The 20,083-nt window shown below is 54.7% G+C and carries 15 protein-coding genes and 1 pseudogene; 8 read left to right on the top strand and 8 right to left on the bottom strand.

Features of this window, described 5'->3' with window-relative positions; translation table 11 throughout:
* Positions 1 to 274 precede the first annotated feature (274 nt).
* The 5 genes from ABMV07_RS01590 to ABMV07_RS01570 are packed head-to-tail and all read left to right on the top strand — an operon-like array spanning position 275 to position 4,289.
* A complete protein-coding gene (locus ABMV07_RS01590) occupies positions 275 to 1,843 on the top strand; it encodes a type I restriction-modification system subunit M (protein ID WP_088267972.1) in 1,569 nt (522 codons plus the stop codon).
* The gene (locus ABMV07_RS01585) at positions 1,836 to 2,861 is read left to right on the top strand and encodes a virulence RhuM family protein (RefSeq protein WP_374064831.1); all 1,026 of its coding nucleotides are present in this window, start codon (positions 1,836 to 1,838) and stop codon (positions 2,859 to 2,861) included. Before ABMV07_RS01590 ends, ABMV07_RS01585 begins: the two co-directional genes overlap by 8 nt.
* A complete protein-coding gene (locus ABMV07_RS01580; RefSeq protein WP_374064830.1) occupies positions 2,858 to 3,418 on the top strand; it encodes a restriction endonuclease subunit S in 561 nt (186 codons plus the stop codon). The genes ABMV07_RS01585 and ABMV07_RS01580 overlap by 4 nt, the downstream gene beginning before the upstream one ends.
* Positions 3,415 to 4,005, top strand: a complete 591-nt coding sequence (locus ABMV07_RS01575; RefSeq protein WP_197695475.1) for a restriction endonuclease subunit S — start codon at positions 3,415 to 3,417, stop codon at positions 4,003 to 4,005. The genes ABMV07_RS01580 and ABMV07_RS01575 overlap by 4 nt, the downstream gene beginning before the upstream one ends.
* Positions 4,002 to 4,289, top strand: a complete 288-nt coding sequence (locus ABMV07_RS01570; RefSeq protein WP_374064829.1) for a hypothetical protein — start codon at positions 4,002 to 4,004, stop codon at positions 4,287 to 4,289. Before ABMV07_RS01575 ends, ABMV07_RS01570 begins: the two co-directional genes overlap by 4 nt.
* Here ABMV07_RS01570 and ABMV07_RS01565 read toward each other — a convergent pair.
* Positions 4,280 to 5,629: an IS256 family transposase gene (locus ABMV07_RS01565; protein WP_374064828.1), complete on the bottom strand. Its 1,350-nt coding sequence runs from the start codon at positions 5,627 to 5,629 to the stop codon at positions 4,280 to 4,282. The two genes, ABMV07_RS01570 and ABMV07_RS01565, sit on opposite strands and share 10 nt — an antisense overlap.
* Before the next feature lie 5 nt (positions 5,630 to 5,634).
* Between ABMV07_RS01565 and ABMV07_RS01560 the strand changes: the two genes are divergently transcribed.
* Entirely contained in the window at positions 5,635 to 8,583 is a 2,949-nt protein-coding gene (locus ABMV07_RS01560; protein WP_374064827.1) for a type I restriction endonuclease subunit R, read from the top strand.
* 185 nt (positions 8,584 to 8,768) lie between these two features.
* On the top strand, positions 8,769 to 9,377 hold the full coding sequence (locus ABMV07_RS01555; protein WP_088267975.1) for a phosphatase PAP2 family protein: 609 nt from the start codon (positions 8,769 to 8,771) through the stop codon (positions 9,375 to 9,377).
* Here ABMV07_RS01555 and ABMV07_RS01550 read toward each other — a convergent pair.
* The gene (locus ABMV07_RS01550; RefSeq protein ID WP_229254932.1) at positions 9,358 to 9,534 is read right to left on the bottom strand and encodes a DUF2853 family protein; all 177 of its coding nucleotides are present in this window, start codon (positions 9,532 to 9,534) and stop codon (positions 9,358 to 9,360) included. The genes ABMV07_RS01555 and ABMV07_RS01550 overlap by 20 nt on opposite strands.
* Positions 9,535 to 9,809: 275 nt before the next feature.
* A complete protein-coding gene (gene topA / locus ABMV07_RS01545; protein ID WP_197688824.1) occupies positions 9,810 to 12,704 on the bottom strand; it encodes a type I DNA topoisomerase in 2,895 nt (964 codons plus the stop codon).
* A gap of 139 nt (positions 12,705 to 12,843) precedes the next feature.
* Here topA and ABMV07_RS01540 point away from each other — a divergent pair.
* Positions 12,844 to 14,266: pseudogene (locus ABMV07_RS01540) on the top strand (SDR family oxidoreductase).
* Here the strand turns inward: ABMV07_RS01540 and ABMV07_RS01535 are convergent.
* The 5 genes from ABMV07_RS01535 to ABMV07_RS01515 are packed head-to-tail and all read right to left on the bottom strand — an operon-like array spanning position 14,244 to position 20,054.
* Positions 14,244 to 16,004, bottom strand: coding sequence for an ABC transporter permease subunit (locus ABMV07_RS01535; RefSeq protein ID WP_197692112.1), 1,761 nt, complete (start codon positions 16,002 to 16,004; stop codon positions 14,244 to 14,246). The pseudogene ABMV07_RS01540 and the gene ABMV07_RS01535 overlap by 23 nt on opposite strands.
* Positions 16,005 to 17,492: an ABC transporter substrate-binding protein gene (locus tag ABMV07_RS01530; protein WP_197690131.1), complete on the bottom strand. Its 1,488-nt coding sequence runs from the start codon at positions 17,490 to 17,492 to the stop codon at positions 16,005 to 16,007.
* Complete coding sequence (locus tag ABMV07_RS01525) at positions 17,489 to 18,736, bottom strand: MFS transporter (protein ID WP_088267979.1); 1,248 nt, start codon at positions 18,734 to 18,736, stop codon at positions 17,489 to 17,491. The genes ABMV07_RS01530 and ABMV07_RS01525 overlap by 4 nt, the downstream gene beginning before the upstream one ends.
* Positions 18,733 to 19,440, bottom strand: coding sequence for a dipeptide/oligopeptide/nickel ABC transporter ATP-binding protein (locus tag ABMV07_RS01520; protein ID WP_197690130.1), 708 nt, complete (start codon positions 19,438 to 19,440; stop codon positions 18,733 to 18,735). The genes ABMV07_RS01525 and ABMV07_RS01520 overlap by 4 nt, the downstream gene beginning before the upstream one ends.
* On the bottom strand, positions 19,437 to 20,054 hold the full coding sequence (locus tag ABMV07_RS01515) for an ATP-binding cassette domain-containing protein (RefSeq protein ID WP_196981308.1): 618 nt from the start codon (positions 20,052 to 20,054) through the stop codon (positions 19,437 to 19,439). The genes ABMV07_RS01520 and ABMV07_RS01515 overlap by 4 nt, the downstream gene beginning before the upstream one ends.
* Positions 20,055 to 20,083: the final 29 nt, after the last annotated feature.

The raw sequence follows: 20,083 nt of genomic DNA, 5'->3' as shown, positions 1-20,083 counted from the left end.
CCTTAGTCGGATGCGTATGGAATAGGTGGCCCACACTAGTATCCGGCGAGATATCTGGCACCTCCTTTGTCGCCTCCTCGAGCTCAAGACTTCGAAAACCCACGGTCGCCAAAATCCCACCGCACCGCTCTTCCTTGGGTTTTTGTGTTCTTGAATTCGAGATCGCGGGATCGTGGCCCAAAAATCGCACCCTGCTTCTAGTGAAAACATTTGAATGTAAACCGCAGTTGCTACTCTAAGAGGATCTCTATAAAACGACGGTGCGAGGATACTCATGCGGGAACAAGAACGAGCTCAGCTGCATAAAACTATTTGGCAGATTGCTAATGATCTACGTGGCAGCGTGGACGGCTGGGACTTTAAAACATATGTGTTAGGCATTATGTTTTATCGTTTTATTTCGGAGAATTTGACGGAATATATTAACGCACCTGAGCAAGATTCTGGGAATACTGATTTTGATTATGCCCAGATAGACGATGCCACTGCTGAGTCCATTAGAGAAGTAATTGTGCAGGAAAAAGGATATTTCATCCTTCCTTCACAGTTGTTCCAGAATGTTTGCGCCCGCGCCCAAGAGAATTTCGATGATCTTAATGAGACTCTCGAGGCCGTGTTTAATCACATTGAAGGCTCAGCTGTTGGTTCTGAGAGTGAAAGTGACCTCAAGGGGCTTTTCGACGATCTCAATGTTAATAGCACGAAACTCGGCAACACAGTGCTGGAGCGCAACAAAAAATTAGCTAAGCTCCTCGATGCGATCGGCGCTATGCCCCTTGGCCGGTTTGAAGATAATTCCATTGATTTATTCGGTGATGCCTACGAGTATTTGATGGGTATGTATGCCTCACAGGCTGGTAAGTCTGGCGGCGAGTATTACACCCCGCAAGAGGTATCTGAGCTTCTCACTCGGATTACGGTTGTGGGTAAGACCAGTGTGAATAAGGTGTACGATCCTGCAGTTGGTTCTGGTTCTTTATTGTTAAAGTTCCGGAAGGTGTTGGGTGAAAACGGCGTGCGTCAAGGATATTTTGGCCAAGAAATCAACCTGACCACTTATAACTTGGCTCGCATTAACATGTTTTTGCACAATGTGAATTTTGAAAAGTTCGATATCGCTTTGGGTAATACGTTAACGGAGCCTGCTCATTGGGATGATGAACCATTTGAGGCGATTGTGTCTAACCCGCCGTATTCCATTAAGTGGGAAGGCGACTCAAATCCGCTGCTTATTAACGATCCCCGTTATGCTCCGGCGGGCGTGCTGGCTCCGAAATCGAAGGCCGACTTGGCGTTCACGATGCACATTCTCTCCTGGCTTGCGACTAACGGCACTGCCGCCATTGTTGAGTTCCCCGGCGTGCTCTACCGTGGCGGCGCGGAGAAGAAGATCCGCAAGTACTTGGTGGATAACAACTTTGTGGATGCTGTGATCCAGTTGCCTCCGGATCTTTTCTTTGGCACTACTATTGCTACTTGCATCATTGTGTTGAAGAAGTCGAAGAAGGATAATTCGGTTCTTTTCATTGATGCTTCTGCTGAGTTTGAGCGCAATGGCAATAAGAATCGACTGGCGGAGCAGCATCAGAAGAAGGTTCTGGATGTGTTCACTGCCCGTGAGGATGTGGAGTATTTCGCGCGGCTAGTACCTGCCGAAGAGATTGCGGAGAATGATTACAACATTGCGGTGTCTTCTTATGTTGAGCCGGAGGATACCCGCGAGGTTGTGGATATTGTCGAGTTGAATAAGCAGATTGCGGGCATTGTGGAGCGTCAGAGTCAGTTGCGCTCGGCAATTGATGAGATTGTTGCGGATTTAGAGGGGGAACGTATCGATGCCTGATATGGGGGGCACGCCAGCAGGCGAATTAGTGATGTTTAGAACTGACGACGGTTCTACGCGCATCCAAGTTCGGCTTATCGACGAAACCGTCTGGCTGACCCAGGCGCAAATGGTGGAGTTGTTTCAGTCTTCCAAGGCGAACGTCTCTGAGCACATCAGACACGTGTTTGAGGAAGGTGAGCTCGACGAGGATTCAGTTGTTCGGAAATTCCGAACAACTGCCGCCGATGGTAAGAACTACCAGGTCAAGCACTACAACCTCGACGTGATCATCTCGGTGGGTTACCGGGTGAAGTCCTTGCGAGGTACGCAATTTCGGCAGTGGGCTCTAGGTGTTCTGCGCGACTACTTAATCAAGGGCTTCGCTATGGATGATGAGCGCCTGAAAGAAGGCGGAGGCGGAGCGTACTGGCGGGAACTACTGGAGCGAATCCGTGATATTCGCTCCAGCGAGAAGGTTATTCATCGCCAGGTACTGGATTTGTACGCCACCAGCGTGGACTACGATCCACACGCTGCGGTGAGTAGACAGTTCTTTGCGACGGTACAAAACAAGCTCCATTTCGGCGCTCACGGGCACACCTCAGCTGAGGTTGTTTTTGGGCGTGCTGATGCCACGAAGCCGAATATGGGCCTGACCAATTGGAAGGGCGAGCGCATCACCAAAGCTGAGGTAGAGATTGCCAAGAACTACTTGGCCGAGGACGAGCTCAAGCGCCTGAATACTTTGGTCTCAGCTTATTTCGATGCAGCAGAATTCCGTGCGCAGATGCACCAGCCAACGTACATGTCGGATTGGATGGAGCACCTCACCACGATGATTGCCGCGATGGGTGGCAAGCCTTTGGAGGGGGCAGGCGCGGTGTCTCACCAGCAGGCAATAGCGAAAGCCCACGGTGAATACGAAAAGTATAAGTCCTTGATGGATGCCCAACCCAGCGCCGTAGAGAAGGACTACCTCAAGGAAATCACTGCAGTTCAGAAGCAGATTCAGCAAGCACCGAAGGAGCAGAAGTGAACAGAATCGAAAAACTCATCGAAGAACTCTGCCCGAACGGTGTGGAGTATCTGAAGCTGGAAGAAATCCTGAAGATCAAAAATGGAAAGGACCATAAACACCTGGACGATGGGGAAATCCCTGTCTACGGGAGTGGCGGAATCATGCGCCATGTTAGCCAAGCAGCGGCGAATGGCCCTTCGGTGCTTATTCCGAGAAAGGGGTCTCTTGGCAATCTTTTCTATGTTGAGGGACCTTTCTGGGTCGTTGACACAATCTTCAGAACAGAAATTAACGAAGTGATCGCTCTTCCAAAGTTCGTATTCTACGAACTGCAAACTCTTGGGCTCGGAGAAATGAATCAGGCAGGCGGAGTTCCCAGCCAAACCCAAAGCAAGCTAAACAAGCTGAAAATCCCCGTTCCTCCGCTGGAAGTGCAGGAAGAGATCGTAAAGATCCTCGACACATTCAAAGCGCTGGAAGCGGAGCTGGAAGCAAGGAAGAAGCAGTACAAGTTTTATCGTGACCAACTGCTGACGTTCACCGAGAGAGAGAGAGAGTTAGGTGGTCACCGTTGAGTGATATCGGAACTTGGACTGGTGGTGGCACTCCATCTAAAAGGAATCCCGAATTTTGGTCCAATGGAACTATCCCTTGGATTTCGCCAAAGGATATGGGAGGACATGAAATCACTTCTTCTCAGGATCTCATTACCAGTGCAGCAGTTAAAAATTCCAGTGCAAAGATGGTTCCTGAAGGAAGCATCCTACTTGTTACTCGTTCTAGTATCCTTGACCACACTTTCCCTATAAATCAAGCGTTGGTTGATGTAACCATTAACCAAGATTTGAAAGCAGTTACTACAGATCCTTCAATCCTCCCCAGATTCGTTCTTTACTATCTTCGTAACTCTTCACAAGATATTCTCCGCACTGTTCGCAAGACGGGCGGATCAGTCGCTTCACTCGATACTCGAAAGCTCTTCGCATTCCCAATGCCCATCCCTCCCCTCGAGGAGCAGCAACGCATCGTCAACATCCTCGATCAATTCGATGCACTGGTGAACGACCTCACATCCGGTCTACCTGCAGAGATCGAGGCACGCCGGAAACAATACGAATACTATCGGGATCAATTACTGACGTTTAAGGAGTTGGCAGCGTGAGCCAGGAGGGCGTCGAAAAGCGGCGTGTGACTACATACGATCCTATTGCTGTCAGCGACCACAGCACTGTTGTCGCCGAATATGTCGCAGAAGGTCCTACTGCCGAGGACTATCAAAGCGAAGCACAACTCGAGAACGAGCTCATTCGGCTTCTGCAAAGCCAAGCCTACGAGTATCTGATCATCCACAATGAGCAGGATCTTGTTGCTAATCTCCGCGCCCAGTTAGAAGCCCTCAAGAGAGTGTCCGATTGTTTGTGTGCGGGGGGCTTGGTTTACAAGTAGTCCGCGAATCGGTCGGGGTAAGCCACGGCTAGTTGGTTGATGGCTTGTTTCCACCCGGTGGCTTTCGCTCCTTCAATATAGCCGTTGCATTCGATCTCGCGCTTGGCTTTCTTCGCTCGCTGGGCAGCGCGCTTGTCCTCGATGTTGCAGATCATCAGCCACAGTGTCTTTAGTGCGGCGGTATCGTTCGGGAACTGGCCGCGGTTGCGGGTGGCTTTACGCAGTTGAGCATTCAGCGATTCGATCGAATTCGTGGTGTAGAGTACCCGCCGTGCCGCAGGCGGGAACTGCAAAAATGGCACAAACCGGTCCCAGGCGTCGCGCCAGACTTTGACCGATTGCGGGTATTTACGGCCCAGTTCACTGGCCTCGAATGCGTCCAGGGCGGCGCGGGCGGTGTCCTCGGTCGGTGCGGTGTAGACCTCCCGTAGCGCACTTGATACGGGTTTGCGGTCTTGGTAGGACACCCACCTGTTGGCCGCCCGGATCAGGTGCACGATACAGGTCTGCACCATGGAATTCGGCCAGGTTGCCTCCACGGCTTCCGGCAGGCCTTTGAGCCCGTCGCAGCAGACGATGAACACGTCTTGGACCCCACGGTTGGCAAGGTCAGCGCACACGGATGCCCAAAAACTGGCGCCTTCATTGTCTGCGATCCACAATCCCAGGATGTGCTTGATGCCGTCCATGTCGACGCCTACCGCCATATAACAGGCCTTGTTGACCACGCGGTGGCCATCGCGGATCTTCACTCGCAGCGCGTCGAGGAAGATCACTGGGTAGAACTCGTCGAGCTGGCGGTTTTGCCAGATCATGACCTCTTCTAACACCGCGTCGGTAATGGTGCTGATCGTATCTGGGCTCATATCCACCCCGAGGGTGGTGGCGAGGTGGTGGCAAATATCGCGCACGGTCATCCCACCGGCGTACAGGGAGATGATCATGTCATCAAGCTCCGTCAGACGGCGGGTGCCTTTAGGCAGCATCCGCGGCGTAAACGTGCCAGCTCGATCCCGGGGCATAGTCACATCAAAGGTGCCGTAGCCAGAGTTGACGGTTTTGGTGTACGACCCGTTGCGGTGATTGCCACCATCCGGGGTGCCCAGCTGGGCTTTCGCCGTACGATCAGAGTGCGCGTATCCTAGATGCGCGTCCATTTCAGCCTGCAGACCAGCGTTGATCGATGCCTGCAAAAGACCTTTGACCAGGTCGCTGGCATCATCGGTGGAAGTCGACAACTCGCCGATCAGTTCGGCGATTTCCGGATTTTCCATCAGCTTAGTGCTGATCTCGTTGACCCTGTTCGGGTCATGACCTTTCCTCGGTGACACGGTAGTCATTATCAGTGAAACTCCTTCTGGATCAGAGCCTCACACACAAAACACCTGACACCCTCGCCCTCAACAACATCACCTTCAGTGATGCCGAATGGCGGCGCTTCTATCAAACTTGTATCACCAGCAAAAACGACACCCTAGCGGACAAAACTCGCCGCATTCACGAAGACCACATCCAGGTTCTTACCCGCGACGACGGCACAAGCAAAAATATCCGTCTACTGGATAAAAACAACGTCCATAACAACCACCTACAAGTAATCAATCAATACGAGGTAGCAAAATGCGAAGGCGGCGCTAAACAAGCTAACCGCTACGACGTTACTATCCTAGTCAACGGCCTACCCATGGTGCACATCGAGCTCAAACGCCGCGGTGTGGACATCCGCGAAGCCTTCAACCAGATCAACCGCTACCAACGCGAATCGTTCTGGTCTGGTAGCGGACTCTTCCACTATGTCCAGCTTTTCATCATCAGTAACGGCACACTCACCAAGTACTACTCCAACACCACTCGCCAACTGCACATCAAAGAAACTAATGGTGAGGGCCGGCCAGCACGCGGTGCTAAAAGCTTCGAATTCACCTCATGGTGGGCAGACGCAAACAACCAACCTATCCGCGACCTCATCGCCTTTGCTAAGACATTCTTGGCTAAACGCTCACTGCTCAACATTCTTACCAAATACTGCGTATTCACCGTTGACAGCACCCTGATGGTGATGCGCCCCTATCAGATTGTTGCAGCCGAAAAAATCCTGCAACGCATCGAAATTTCCACCAACTACCCCAAACGATTAGGCACTACGGAAGCCGGGGGATACATCTGGCACACCACTGGATCAGGAAAAACGCTCACGTCTTTCAAAACCGCGCAACTTGCCGCTGGCATGGACGAGGTCACCAAAGTGCTCTTTGTTGTTGACCGCAAGGACTTGGATTACCAAACCATGCGCGAATACGACCGCTTTCAAAAAGGCGCAGCGAACTCCAACACTTCCACCAATGTGCTCAAGCGCCAGCTCAGTGACTCCAAGTCCACCATCATCATCACCACGATTCAAAAGCTGTCCAACTTTATTGCTGGAAACAAACAGCACAAGGTGTACGACGAGCGCATCGTGATGATTTTCGATGAGTGCCACCGCTCACAATTCGGAGAGATGCACGCCGCCATTACCAAAGCCTTTAAAAAGTACAACCTCTTCGGCTTTACTGGCACACCTATCTTCGCAGCCAATTCCAGCGGCAACAGCAAACAGCTCACGGCTACAACCGAGCAAGTATTCGGCGAAAAACTTCACACCTACACCATCGTGGATGCCATCACAGATAAAAATGTGCTGCCATTTCGAATCGACTACGTCAATACCCTTGGTATCGGCGATGTGAATGATAAGCAAGTTACCGGTATCGACACCGAAGAAGCACTCATGGATGACAACCGAATGGAATCCATTGCGCGCTACACTTTAGAGCACTTTAACCAAAAAACACGCCGAGATAATAGCTACCAGCACTCCATAATTCTCAACATCCCCGAGATTGCTGCTGCTCGTCATCGTGGCAGCATAAAAGAGAACACAGCTCACGCTCGAACTCGTGGCTTTAATGCCATTTTTGCGGCCTCTTCCATCGAAGCTGCTTGGAAATACTATGGTCTGTTTAAAAAAGTCCAAGAAAAACTCACACCAGCTCAGCGACTTAAGATTGCCATGATTTACTCATTCGCTCCGAATGCGCAGACGAATGACGATGGAATCCTAGGCGAAGAAGGCTTTGAAACAAACGCACTTCCCATGGATGCTCGTAGCCATCTTGAAGAAGCCATCGCCGACTACAACGCCTACTTTGGCACTAGCTACGATACGTCCTCGGATAAATTCCAGAACTACTACAAAGACCTCTCACTAAGAATGAAGAACCGAGAAGTCGATGTAGTCATCGTTGTCAATATGTTCCTCACAGGCTTCGATGCCACCACGCTCAACACTCTCTTTGTTGATAAAAACCTCAAAGCACATGGATTGATCCAAGCGTATTCCCGCACCAATCGCATCCTGAACTCGGTAAAGACCTACGGCAACATTGTGTGCTTCCGCAATTTGGAGGAAGCCACCAACGATGCCATTGCACTATTTGGAAACAAAGATGCCCGCGGAGTGGTCCTGCTCAAACCCTATGCTGAATACTTAAGCACGTACACCCATGATGTTACCGAGCTGCTAGATCACTATCCATTAGACCAACCAATTATTGGCGAAACCGCCCAAAAGCGTTTCATTAAACTATTCGGAAAGATTCTCCGGATACAAAACATTCTTACGTCCTTCGACCAGTTTTCTGATGATGCGTTACTCACGCAACGCCAAGAACAGGACTATCGCAGTATCTACCTGGATCTTTACGCCGATTTCAAACAAACCCGAAACAGCGACAAAGAAAAAATTAACAACGATCTAGTCTTCGAAATCGAACTGATTAAACAGGTCGAAATCAATGTGGACTATATCTTGCTGCTAGTGCGAAAATATCAAGAATCCCATGGCAATGGCGACGACAAGGAAATTCGCACAGAAATCGCACGAGCCGTTGATTCAAGTCCGTCGCTCCGCAACAAACGCGACCTCATCGAGCAGTTCGTTGCCACCATCAACGCAGACAGCGATGTCGAGGAAGAATGGCAACGTTTTATCCGTTCCGCTATGAATACCGAGCTCAACGCCATCATCGCCCAAGAAAAACTGAAGCCGGAGCCAACCCATGAATTCATGGAGGAAGCATTCCGCAACGGAACACTCAACGGAACTGGCACCGCAATCACGACTATTTTCCGACCTGTGTCTCGATTCAGCCCCGTTGGCGACGGATACGTGGAGAAAAAAGCACGTGTACTGATCACGCTAGGAGACTTTTTCAACCGCTTCCGAGGCCTTATTCAAGCCACTCCGCTTTGATCCCCCGCCCCTAATTGTCGCCTCCTCGATCTCAAGACTTCGAAAATCCACGGTCGCCAAAATCCCGCCGCACCGCTCTTCCTTGGGTTTTTGTGTTCTTGAGTTCGAAGTCGCGGGATCATGGCTCCAAAAAAAACGCACCCCGATTACTGGCACCGAATCCCACTAGAGCACAATGGGTTCCCATGAACCGATTGACTGCAGCTTGTGGCTTAGCGTTTGTCCTTATCCTCGGCGTGGTGGTGAATGGTTTTACTTACGACGCCCACATCACCGCGGCTTTCAACGTACACAAGGAAGGTGCGGTGGGCTCGGTGGTGGGGTTCCTCTATGCGGGGCTCCAGCCGCGTTTTTCGTTGTTCACCACTGTGGTTATTGCCGCGTTGGTTGCTGCGGCGCGTCGCAAAGTGTGGCTGGGTGTGTGTTATGCGCTGACGGTGGCGCTTACTTGGGTGCCGGTGGTTGTGATGAAGGTGGTGTTCCAGCGTCCGCGGCCGGATCATGCGTTGTTGCGTTTCCCTCCGGAGGTTACGCCTGCTGATTGGTCGTATCCCAGTGGGCATACGGCATTTGTGACGGCCTCGGTGATCACGTTGTATCTGATTGCGAAAACGGCACAACACCAACTGTGGCGTAGTGTTGCCGCTGCTGGTGTTGTCCTTGGGATTGTTGCCGTTGCAGCCGTGGTGATGACCCAGGGCGTGCATTACCCCACTGATGTTCTGGGTTCAGTGGTGTGGGCGGGGTGTGTTACTCCACTGTTGTGGGGTGTGTTTAGCCGCCGAATACGCTAAGTTTTCCGTATTTTTCGGCAAGAAGGTAGTAGACCACACGGCGTGGTTTGTGCCCTGAGATGCGTTTTCCTACTTCGGCGATGGCGGCGTCGATAGCTTCGTCGGAGTCGGTGATGCCGAGCTTTTTCTTGACAAAGTTCTCGCGAACGGTGGCCAATTCTTTGGGGTCATTGTAGGAAACCTAGCGCGCGTCCGCATGGGTGAGCGCGATTCGGTAGGTCTTTTCCATGTTGGCCACCACGGTGGCATCTGCGTCGGGGACGTATGTGCGGATGGATCCTAAAGAACTCATAATATCTACAACATTTCGCTGGAAAGAACTGCATGACGTAACGCTTTGATTGTCACGCTACGCCATTTACCTGCGAAAAGGAATAGTTTGCGGATTTTTGCATATTTGTCACAGCAAAAGCGCAGCCCCCCGAATGCTCGTTATTTCTTCTTGCGAGCACCCGCTTTGACCACGCGCCTAGTGGTCTTTTTCGAGGTCTTCTTCGTCGCTTTCTTCGATGAGCCACCGTCGGCAGCTTCTTTGGCACGGCGCTCAGAGAGGAGTTCGTTGGCGCGCGCTTCGGTGAGCTGCGTGGGGTCGTCGCCACGGCGTAGCGACGCATTGGTGGTGCCGTCGGTGACGTAGGGTCCGAAGCGGCCGTCGCGAACCGACATGGGCTTGCCGGAGACGTCGTTGTCGCCGAGTTGCTTGATCACCGATTGTGAGGTTGCTCCGCGACCGCGACGTTTGGGCTCCGCGTAGATGCGGCGTGCTTCGTCGAGGGTGATGCTAAAGATCTGGTCCTCGCTCGCAAGGGAGCGCGAGTCGCTGCCCTTCTTCAGGTATGGGCCGTAGCGGCCGTTCTGGGCAGTAATCACTTCGTTGTCGCTGGGGTCAACGCCAACTTCGCGTGGCAGGGCCAGCAGCTGAAGTGCCTCGTCGAGGGTGACGGAAGAGGGCTCCATTGTCTTGAACAACGAGGCGGTACCTGGTTTGAGGGTTTCCTCGATGATCTGAGCAATGCGCTTTTCTTTTTGTGCTGCCGCGGTCTTGGTACCCCAGTTCTTTGCGCGCTTGCCCTCGGCTGCACGCTGGAGGTCTTCTGCCTCGCGTTCAGCGGCGACGATCTCTTCGGCTTTGGCTTCTACCTCGGTGCGCTCGTCGTCGTTGACTAGCTCGGTGACGTAGGGGCCAAAGCGGCCTTCCTTAGCCACGATCATGCGGTTGTTCTTCGGGTTGCGACCCAGCTCACGGCCGGACTGCGGGGTGGCAAAGAGCTTTTCCGCCAGCTCGAGGGTGAGCTCATCTGGGGTGGTCGAATCCGAGAGGTTAGCGCGCTGGTACTCTGGCTCGCCATCTTCACTCACGCCAACTTGGCGTTCGAGGTAAGGCCCGTAGCGGCCAACGCGTACGTTGACGTCGCGGCCTTCTTGGTCTTTAAACAGTGGCAGCGAGTTGACGAGGCGTGCGTCGATTTGCTCGAGGTTGTCACCGACCAGTGCTTTTAGGCCACCGTGGCGGGCGATCGACTCTGCTTTGGCGTCGGAGGCTTCAGCATCACCGAAGTAGAAACCGGTGAGCCAGTGGGCACCGTTTTCGTGGCCGGCTGCGATCTCATCAAGCTCGTCTTCCATGGAGGAGGTGAAGTCGTAGTCAACGAGGGCTGCGAAGCTCTTTTCCAGCAGGCCAATCACGGCGAATGCTACCCAGCTTGGTACGAGGGCGTTGCCTCGGGAGTACACGTAGCCGCGGTCTTGGATGGTCTTGATGATCGACGCATACGTTGATGGGCGACCAATGCCGAGGTCTTCCATCTTCTTGACCAGGCTGGCTTCGGTGTAGCGCGCTGGTGGGTTGGTGGAGTGCCCGTCGGCTTCAAGGTTCTTGGTTTCTACGCCGTCGCCCTCAGCCAGGCGTGGCAGATGGTGCTCAGCATTGTCGGCGACGTTGCGGCCGTCGGCAAGCGTGCTGACTTCCACGTAGGCACGCAAGAAACCTGGGAAGGTGATGGTGCGGCCCGTTGCGGAGAATTCGGCGTTGTTACCCGTGATGGTCACCTTCATGGAGGTGCCCTTGGCGTCCGCCATCTGGGAGGCTACAGTGCGCTGCCAGATCAGCTCGTAGAGCTTGAATTCCTCCGCGTCGAGTTGGCCATGGAGGTCGCCTGGGGTGGCAAATCGCTCACCGGCAGGACGGATCGCCTCGTGGGCCTCTTGGGAGTTTTTCACCTTGCGGTCGTAACGCCGTGGTGCGTCTGCCACATAGTCGACACCGTACAGGGAAATTGCCTGTTCACGGGCGGCTTTGAGACCTTGCTCCGACAAGGTGGTGGAGTCGGTACGCATGTAGGTGATGTGGCCGTTTTCGTACAGGCGCTGTGCGATACGCATGGTGCGTTCGGAGGTGTAGTGCAGCTTGCGGCCGGCCTCTTGCTGCAGGGTTGAGGTCATAAAGGGCGCATAAGGGCGGCGCGTATAAGGCTTTTCTTCTACCTTGGTCACGCTCATCGCAACACCGGTTAGCTCCTCAACGAGGGCCTCAGCGCGTTGCTTGTCGACGACCACCGCGTCGCCTTTGAGCTCGCCACGATCGTTAAAGTCACGGCCGGTAGCCACGCGCTTGCCGTCCAAAGCCGTCAAACGGCCCGTAAAGGAGGTTGGGTTGCTATCTTGTGCAGGCTTGCCGGTATCGAATTCCGCCTCCACATCCCAATAATCGGCGGAGATAAACGCCATGCGCTCGCGCTCGCGCTCTACGATCACGCGGGTGGCCACCGACTGCACGCGTCCGGCGGACAGGCGCGGCATAACCTTCTTCCACAGCACTGGGGAGACTTCGTAGCCGTAGAGGCGGTCGAGGATACGACGTGTTTCTTGGGCATCTACGAGGTTCTCGTCTAGCTCACGGGTGTTTTCCGCAGCTGCAAGAATCGCAGGCTTTGTGATCTCGTTAAACACCATACGCTTAACCGGCACCTTTGGCTTGAGCACTTCAAGCAGGTGCCAGGCGATGGCTTCACCCTCGCGGTCGGGGTCTGTGGCTAAAAAGAGCTCGTCGACAAGCTTGAGCTTGGCTTTAAGATCAGCCACCTTCTTCTTTTTGTCTGGGCTGACCACGTACAACGGTTCGAAGCCTTTGTCGGTGTTCACGCCTAAGCGCGCCCATGGCTCCTTTTTATACTTAGCGGGAACATCCGCGGCACCCCGCGGAAGGTCACGGATATGACCGACCGATGCCTCGACGATGTAATCATCGCCAAGATACGGTGCGATCTTCTTGGCCTTCGTTGCAGACTCGACGATGACCAGACGCTTGTTCCCAGTCTTAGCAGCCATAAAAGAAGAAACCCTCAATTCACTAAAAACGCATAAGGCAGTTGGCTCCTTATAGTACGGGTCTACTACGCACATTTGTCCAACTCGGGTACTCAAGTGGGGGAAGCATGCCATGTTTTAGTACGTCCACTGTCCAATTATGAACTCCACCATCACCCCAACGTTGAATCTGAAAGCCCGACATGCCGAACGACGCGTCGTAGTCACGGGAGCATTAGGCTATGTCGGTGCTCGGTTAGCAGTCGAATTACTCAGTGCTGGCTTTAATGTGCGTGCTACTTCACGCAGTCTCTCAAGTTTGAAGCACTTTCCTTGGTATGACCAAGTAGAAGCCGTTGAAGCAGACTTAAGCGTATCTGAAGACGTCAATCGGCTCTTTGAGAACGTCGATACTGTTTTCTATCTCGTCCATTCCATGGGCGGTACGCAAAACTTTGAGGAATTGGAATCAAAGATTGCATCTAAAGTAGCCCAATCTGCTCATAGCAACGGGGTGCGTCAAATTATCTACCTTTCTGGTCTGCACCCCCGCACAGAGCTCAATAAATTATCCCCACATATGCGTTCACGGGAAAACGTTGCTCGTATCCTCGGTTCCGCCACTGTACCTACTATCACGTTCCGCACCGCTACGTTGATTGGCTCAGGTTCCGCTTCATTTGAAATGATCCGTCACCTCACCGAACGCCTCCCCATCATGGTGGCACCACAATGGATCAACAATAAAATTGAGCCTATTAGTATCCGCGACACCCTCTATTACCTCGTCAAAGCTGCTGATCTACCTAAACCAATCAATGAAGAATTCGATATCGGAGGCGGGCATACATACACGTTTGCGGACCTTCTGCGACTATATGGAAAGATCCGCGGCTTACGTCGCACCATTGTGTCCCTACCAATCTCCCTCCCCTCGACACCCTTTCCGGACTCTGGATTGCAGCTATAACTCCAGCTCCGTTGAGCCTTGCACAACCGCTTGCACAATCCATGCAGGAAGATGCCATATGCAACAACCGTTCAATCCGCGACTATCTCCCTGATTCACCGAGTGGTCTCACCGACTACCCCACTTCAGTGCGCCGCGCACTCCAACAAGAAAGCATGGGGGTGCTATCTAGTTGGGACAGCAGCTGGAAAATCTTTCTTCCACAGATCATCTTCCTTCTGATCCGGAATGGACAGGGCGTACCGTTTATAGCGACGTTCAAGAACAGAGTTTTCGTTCAGAACCAGCTAAAGTGTGGCGAGTAATTGAGGGCATCGGCGGACCCAGCTTAGGAGGACGCCGTGACCCCAACCGACTACGAGTTGGCGACCGCGTAGATTTTTGGCGAGTCGAGGAAGTCATCCCTGAAAAACAACTCACTCTCCGTGCAGAAATGAGAGCATCTGGGCAAGCTTGGCTACAGTTCACCATAAACGGCAATAAACTTCGACAGCGGGCGGTTTATTTCCCCAAAGGACTGCTTGGCAGAGTGTACTGGCTAGCGCTTCTTCCTTTCCATGCCGTGATATTTCCCACCATGTTGCGCAACATTATTCAGGCTGGTGATAACTAGACGCTTGTCGACGCCCCACGCTGTCCGTAGCCACCACAGCTACAACTCCTAGGGCCACCAAGCACAACATCGGACCAAGGGCCATCCACGGTGCGCGCTCTAGGTAGTGCGTAGATTCTTCTAAGATCACTCCCCAGTCGGGGCTACCAACGCTTGCTCCGACACCAAGGTAGCCCAACGCGGCTAGGGAGATAGCGTTGTGGGCAATGCGCACCACAGCGTGCCGGATAACGGCGGGGGTGGTCCAAGGCAGCACATGGTGGCGCAGCAGGTGCCATCGGCTTGCACCCATGGTTGCTGCGTAGCGGTAGTGTCCACTAGCGCGGGCTTCTTGAACAACCGCCGCACAGTGGGAGGCCAGCGGGATCCAGCCGACGATCAGCACGGCGATCGCAGCTGTGGTGGTAGAAGGCCCTAGGGCACCGGCAAGAATGAGGCCGAGGAGGACTGCTGGGAAAGCATTGAGGGCGTCGCCCATGTGGAGCACCCAGCTGCCTAAATGCCCTGCGATCAGGCCAATGAGGGCACAAAGCGCGGTTACGAGGACGGCCACGCCGATGGAGTACGTGAAGCCGTCGGCAAGCCGTGCCCAGATGTCACGGCCTAGCTGGTCAGCACCCAAGGGGTGCGCTGCCGAATAGCTGGCAAAGCGGTCATCGGTGTTGATCGCTGCGCTGCGGATCATGCCTGCGGCAACAGCAACCAGTGGGATCGCCGCAATAATGAGGATCACGCGGTCAAACACCACGCTGGTGGCCGTCGTGCCGGTGCTCAGCGACACGCCCGCCACATCGCCTTCGAGGCGACGCAGAATGATTCGGCGCAGCGTATTTGCCACAATTCCGCTTAACGCGCCCACCACAAGCACCACAAATACTGCCGCCTGCAGCACCGGCAGATCCGCATTCAAGGCAGAATCGACAACAGTGCGCCCAAACCCTGGGATGTTAAAGGTCACTTCTAATGCCGCAGTGCTGGCAAGGGTGCCAGCAAAAAAGAGTGTGAGCAGTGGAATCGTGGGGACAAAACTACGCCACAGCAGTGCGCGGGTGATCCGACTGTGCGCAACGCCATTGATACGCCATGCCTCTACCCACGGTTCTTGGGAGGCAGAATCTGCGGTGATGAGCAGCACTCTGCCGTACACGCCACCGGCACATACTCCCAATGTGAGGGAGGGCAGCACCATGTGTGCGGGCGAGGACCACCCGCCCACTGGCAGGATGCGCAGCGTCAGGGCACACAGCCACAACAAGATCACGGCCACCACAAAGTCAGGAAGCGCTGCTAGGGCTGCTAAAAACTGCGAGGCTGCTACTCCCCCACGTCGTCCGCGGGCAGCGGCTGCGATTCGGGGCATCACGATGAGCAACGCCACGATCAAGCACAAAACAGTGGAGACAAAGGTTAGCGTGGCGGTGATCCCTAAGCCGTGTGTGGCTTGGGACCATGCACCTTGTGCTGGGTTGACCCAGGAGGTACCAAAGTCACCGCGGGCGACTCCCACAAACCAGCGGGATACTGATTCCCACGGGGTGCGTGGGAGATCAAATTGCTCACGGATGGCCTGAAGAAGTTCAGGAGTCGCCTCGCGTTCGCGCTCACGGGCTCGAAGAACAGCGAAAGCGGGTTCGCGGCCGGTAAACCAGGGCAATAGTGCGGTGGCTACCAAAGCGAGCGCATAGGTTGCCACAGCGATAACAACCGTGGCGAGGGTGCGAGGCGATCTCATGGTCATTTACTTCTTAGCGGTCTTCTTGGTCTTTTCGGTGATCAGGGAGCGTTCCATTGGGTCGGCAGCGATGCCTTCCACGTCCTTGGACACCACAAGCAGCTGCTCGTGTGCGAGTGGCACTACAGAGCCGGTTGCTACCACGTCTGCGCCAATTGCTGCGGCATCCTTGTGGCGCGTATCGAGGTCCTTCTCGCTCTTGGCTGCGGCAATCTTCTTGTCGATCTCTGGATCGCACAGACGCGACAGGTTGTAGCTGCCCTCACAGGTAAAGTCGGTATCAAGGAAAGCAACGGGGTCGCCAGCACCGATCATGTAGCTGCGGGAACCGATCACGACGTCGAAGGAGCCGTCGAGAAGCCGGTTTTCTAGGGAGGCGTAATCGGCAACCGTGATGTCGACGTTAAAGCCCAAGGCGCGCAGCTGGTCAGCGATGAGGTTCGCGGTTTCCGGCAGCTCAGCGCGGGAGTCCCAGGTGGCGAGGCGAACGGTCTTGCCCTTGCCGATGGTGGCGTCAGCAGATGCGCCGGCAAGCGGCTTCGCTTTCTGAGCCCACTGCGCATCAAGGTTAAACAGGGAGCCCTCGGCCTTGTTGGCCTTACCCTCGTAGATCTTGTCTACGATCGCATCTGTCTTGATAGCCCCAGCAACTGCGGTGCGCAGCGCGGTATCCGCGAACACACCCTTTTCGGCGTTGAGGTGCATCAATACCGCGCGTGGCAGGTGAACATCGGTGATGTGGGCGTCGGAAAGCTCGGGTAGCGCAACCACTGGCACACCCTTGATCACGTCGAAGTCCCCGGCGCGGAAGGCGTTGGCGCGGGCGGCGCCGTCTTCGATAAAGGACACCTTCAGTGCGCTGGTTTCTGGGGTGCCATTCCAGTAGTCGGCAAACGCCTCGGCGCTAACAGAACCATCGGATTCTTTCTTCACTAGCTTGAAGGGGCCGGTGCCGTGGTTGAACGGGTTTGGGTTTTCGCCAGCGTAGGCATCCTTGGACAAGATGGCGGCACCTGGGGCGGTGAAGCGCTGCACGAGGATCGGGTCGGCTTCTGGTGCGGTGATGGTCACCTCGGACTCACCGGTGGCTTCGACCTTCAGATCAGCCTTACCCAGCCCCTTCGGGCGAGTTGCGGCAGAAAGCGCATGGTCAAGGGCGTTTTTCACTACCTCGCCGGTGAGTTTGGAGCCGTCGTGGAAGCTAACGTCCTTGCGCAGGGTCAGCACTGCGGTGCGGTCGTCTTTCATCTCCCATTTCTCGGCAAGAACGGGCTTGAGTTTGCCATCCTCGTCTAGGGTGACAAGGGTTTCCACGGCACCCATGCGCAGGTTGAGCACGGCGTCGTCGGAGTACGGCGAGAAGTCTGCGACGGGCTTGAACTGTAGTGCCACGCGCAGGGCGTCGTCGTTAGCCTGCCCAGCGTCGGTGAAGCAGCCGCTCAAGGTGGTAGCAACGGCGAGGGTTGCTACTGCGAGGCCGAGTTTTTTCTTCATTGTGTGATGTCTACTTTCTGTTTTTCTTTCAGTTGTGCCAGTCCCACTGCGGAGACGGCGAGTACTGCAACCATGATGAGCCACGGGATGGCGGCCATCGGTTGTGTGGTTTCGGCGTGGTCGAGTGTTGCTCCTACGGTGAGTGATCCGAGTAGCACCGCCAGCCCGCCGAAGCTGTTGAGGAATCCGTAATAGGATCCAAGATTGTTGTTTCCTGCAAGGTCGCCGACGAGGTCGCGTGCGATCGGCACGGCGATCATGATGCCTGTATGCAGCAAAATCATCATGGCGACTGCTGGCACATAGGCGATCCACCCCTCCAACTCGAGGCTTATCGACGCCACCGCAACCACCACAAAGCTCAAAGCCATAAGGCCGAACCCACCCCCAAGCGCTGCAGCGGCTGCTTGCCGCTCCGCCCAGCGTGTCACCCGAGATTGCAAGGCGATCACGAACACTGCCGAGACGGCAAAGAACCATCCCAGTGCCTCGTCGGAACCAGTCGCCCTTCGCAGTTCCACCGGAAGTGAGAGGTATTGCTGGTTGTAGGCCAGCAAGTAGGTGGAATACAGCAGTGCGAAGACGACGAACTTCTTGTTGCGAATCACCTCACCCCATACCGCCACCATGCTGGGGGCGTGTGTGCGTTGTGGTTGCGTTGAGGCCGTCCATGTGCGGCGCAGCGCGAGATGTATGACAAAGATGCTGCCAAAGATGGCTGCGCCTGCGATAGAAACGGTGGCAAATCCTAGGGGGATAAGCACTGCGCCGATCACGGGACCGGTCAGTGTTCCTATGCGGGAGTAGGCTGCGTCGAGGGCAAAAAGGCGTGCGCGGGTTATCACACCAAGTTTTTCTAGGCGGTGGCCTTCGGCGGCAAAAATGGACTCCACGGCCGGCGAGAACAATGCTGCGGCAAAACCGATCAGAACTACGCCGAGAGTCATCAGCGTGACGGTTTCGGCCATGCCGACGATAAGAAACCCGATCACTCGGATAGCTACGCCGATCAGCAGGATGGGGCCTGCGCCAAATTTGTCTGCTAACCCACCACCGAAGAAGAACAGTCCCTGTTGGCTAAAGGTGCGAATTCCTAGCACTAGTCCCACTATGGCGCCCGAGGCACCTAGGTTTTCGGATAGTTGCACGGCTAGGAATGGCACGACGAGGTAAAACCCAATGCTAAACATCATTTGGGTGACCAGCAGGAAGGTAATGTGGACGGGTAGTTTGGCACGGGTCACTGGGCGAGTTCCTTTGCTGCCGCCAAAAATGCGGCCACTTCGGGATCAGTGGTGTCTACGTTGTCGGCTGGGCCGTGATAGCGCACGGTGCCGTCCATCATGATGAGAAGGTCATCGCAGGTGGCACGCAGAGCGGTGACGTTGTGCGAGACAAAAATTACTGTCGACGACGACCCCAACAGCAGATCCTGCAACAGGCGTGCGGTGTCTTGATCCAGTGCCGAGAATGCCTCGTCTGCGATCACGAGTTCCGGCTCTCCTAGCAGAGCCCGTGCGATAGCCACCCGTTGCCGCTGCCCACCAGAAAGCTGCCGAGGTGTGCGCTGCGCGATTTCTGGTTCTAGCCCCAGTGCAGTGAGCATGACGGGAATACTTTCTTGTAACCGGTGCAGCTCACGGGCTTTATCGGCGTGGCCACGCAGCCGGATCACCTGTGGCTCGATAATGCATTCGGCCACCGTCATGCGCGGGCACAGTGATGAGCCTGGGTCTTGTGGAATGTAGCCGACTACATTGGCGTGGATATCCACTGATCCGGAATCTGGGCTGAGCATGCCCGTGATAAGGGAAATCAGGGTGGTTTTACCAGACCCAGAAGGGCCGATCACACCGAGTTTGTTACCAGTGTGAACACTAAAACTCAGGTTTGTTACGCGCTCTTCCACGCTGGCACCGTGAAACTCGACGAGTGCAGATGTGCTCATAGTTGGGTCACTTTCCCTTCGGCAACATGGAAGCGTCGGCTGCCTAGGCGGCGCGCCACTCCCATCGAGTGCGTTGAGATCGCCACGGCACCGCCCGTAGCACTCTGAAAAGCTCGTAGTGCGTCAACCACCGCCAGCGTTGCTACGGGATCCAGTGCGGAGGTGGGTTCGTCGGCAAGCAAAAGCTTAGGGTTAGAGGCAATCGCCCCTGCAATAGCCACGCGCTGCCGCTGCCCACCCGAAAGCTCCAGCGGATAACGACGAGCCAGTTCAGGGGTGATTCCGCAGTGCGCTAGCGCCTGGCGAGCCGCGTGTGGATCCCCTGCCATCAATCGCACCTGTTTTTCACAACGCACCAGCGGATTAAGCGACCCCAAGGAATCCTGCATAATCAACGCTGCTCGCTGCGCACGCTGAATGCTTCCCTGCACGGTAATGCCCGCGGTGTGCGCACCGCATAACGCACGTAACAGCATGGTTTTTCCAGAGCCGCTACGGCCGGTGATCGCAATGGTGTCGCCACGAAAGATGTCGAGTTCGTCGACGTGGACAAGACGGACGCCACCAGTTGTTTCGATGGTTACGTCCCGCATACTCACTATCGGGGCTTCCATGGTGTCCTCCTAGGGGCGCTCTTTTCTAT

Source organism: Corynebacterium belfantii (assembly GCF_041898185.1).
GTDB classification, from domain to species: domain Bacteria; phylum Actinomycetota; class Actinomycetes; order Mycobacteriales; family Mycobacteriaceae; genus Corynebacterium; species Corynebacterium belfantii.
The sequence above is the reverse complement of the archived record's forward strand: the minus strand, read 5'-3'. Positions and strand labels throughout refer to the sequence as shown.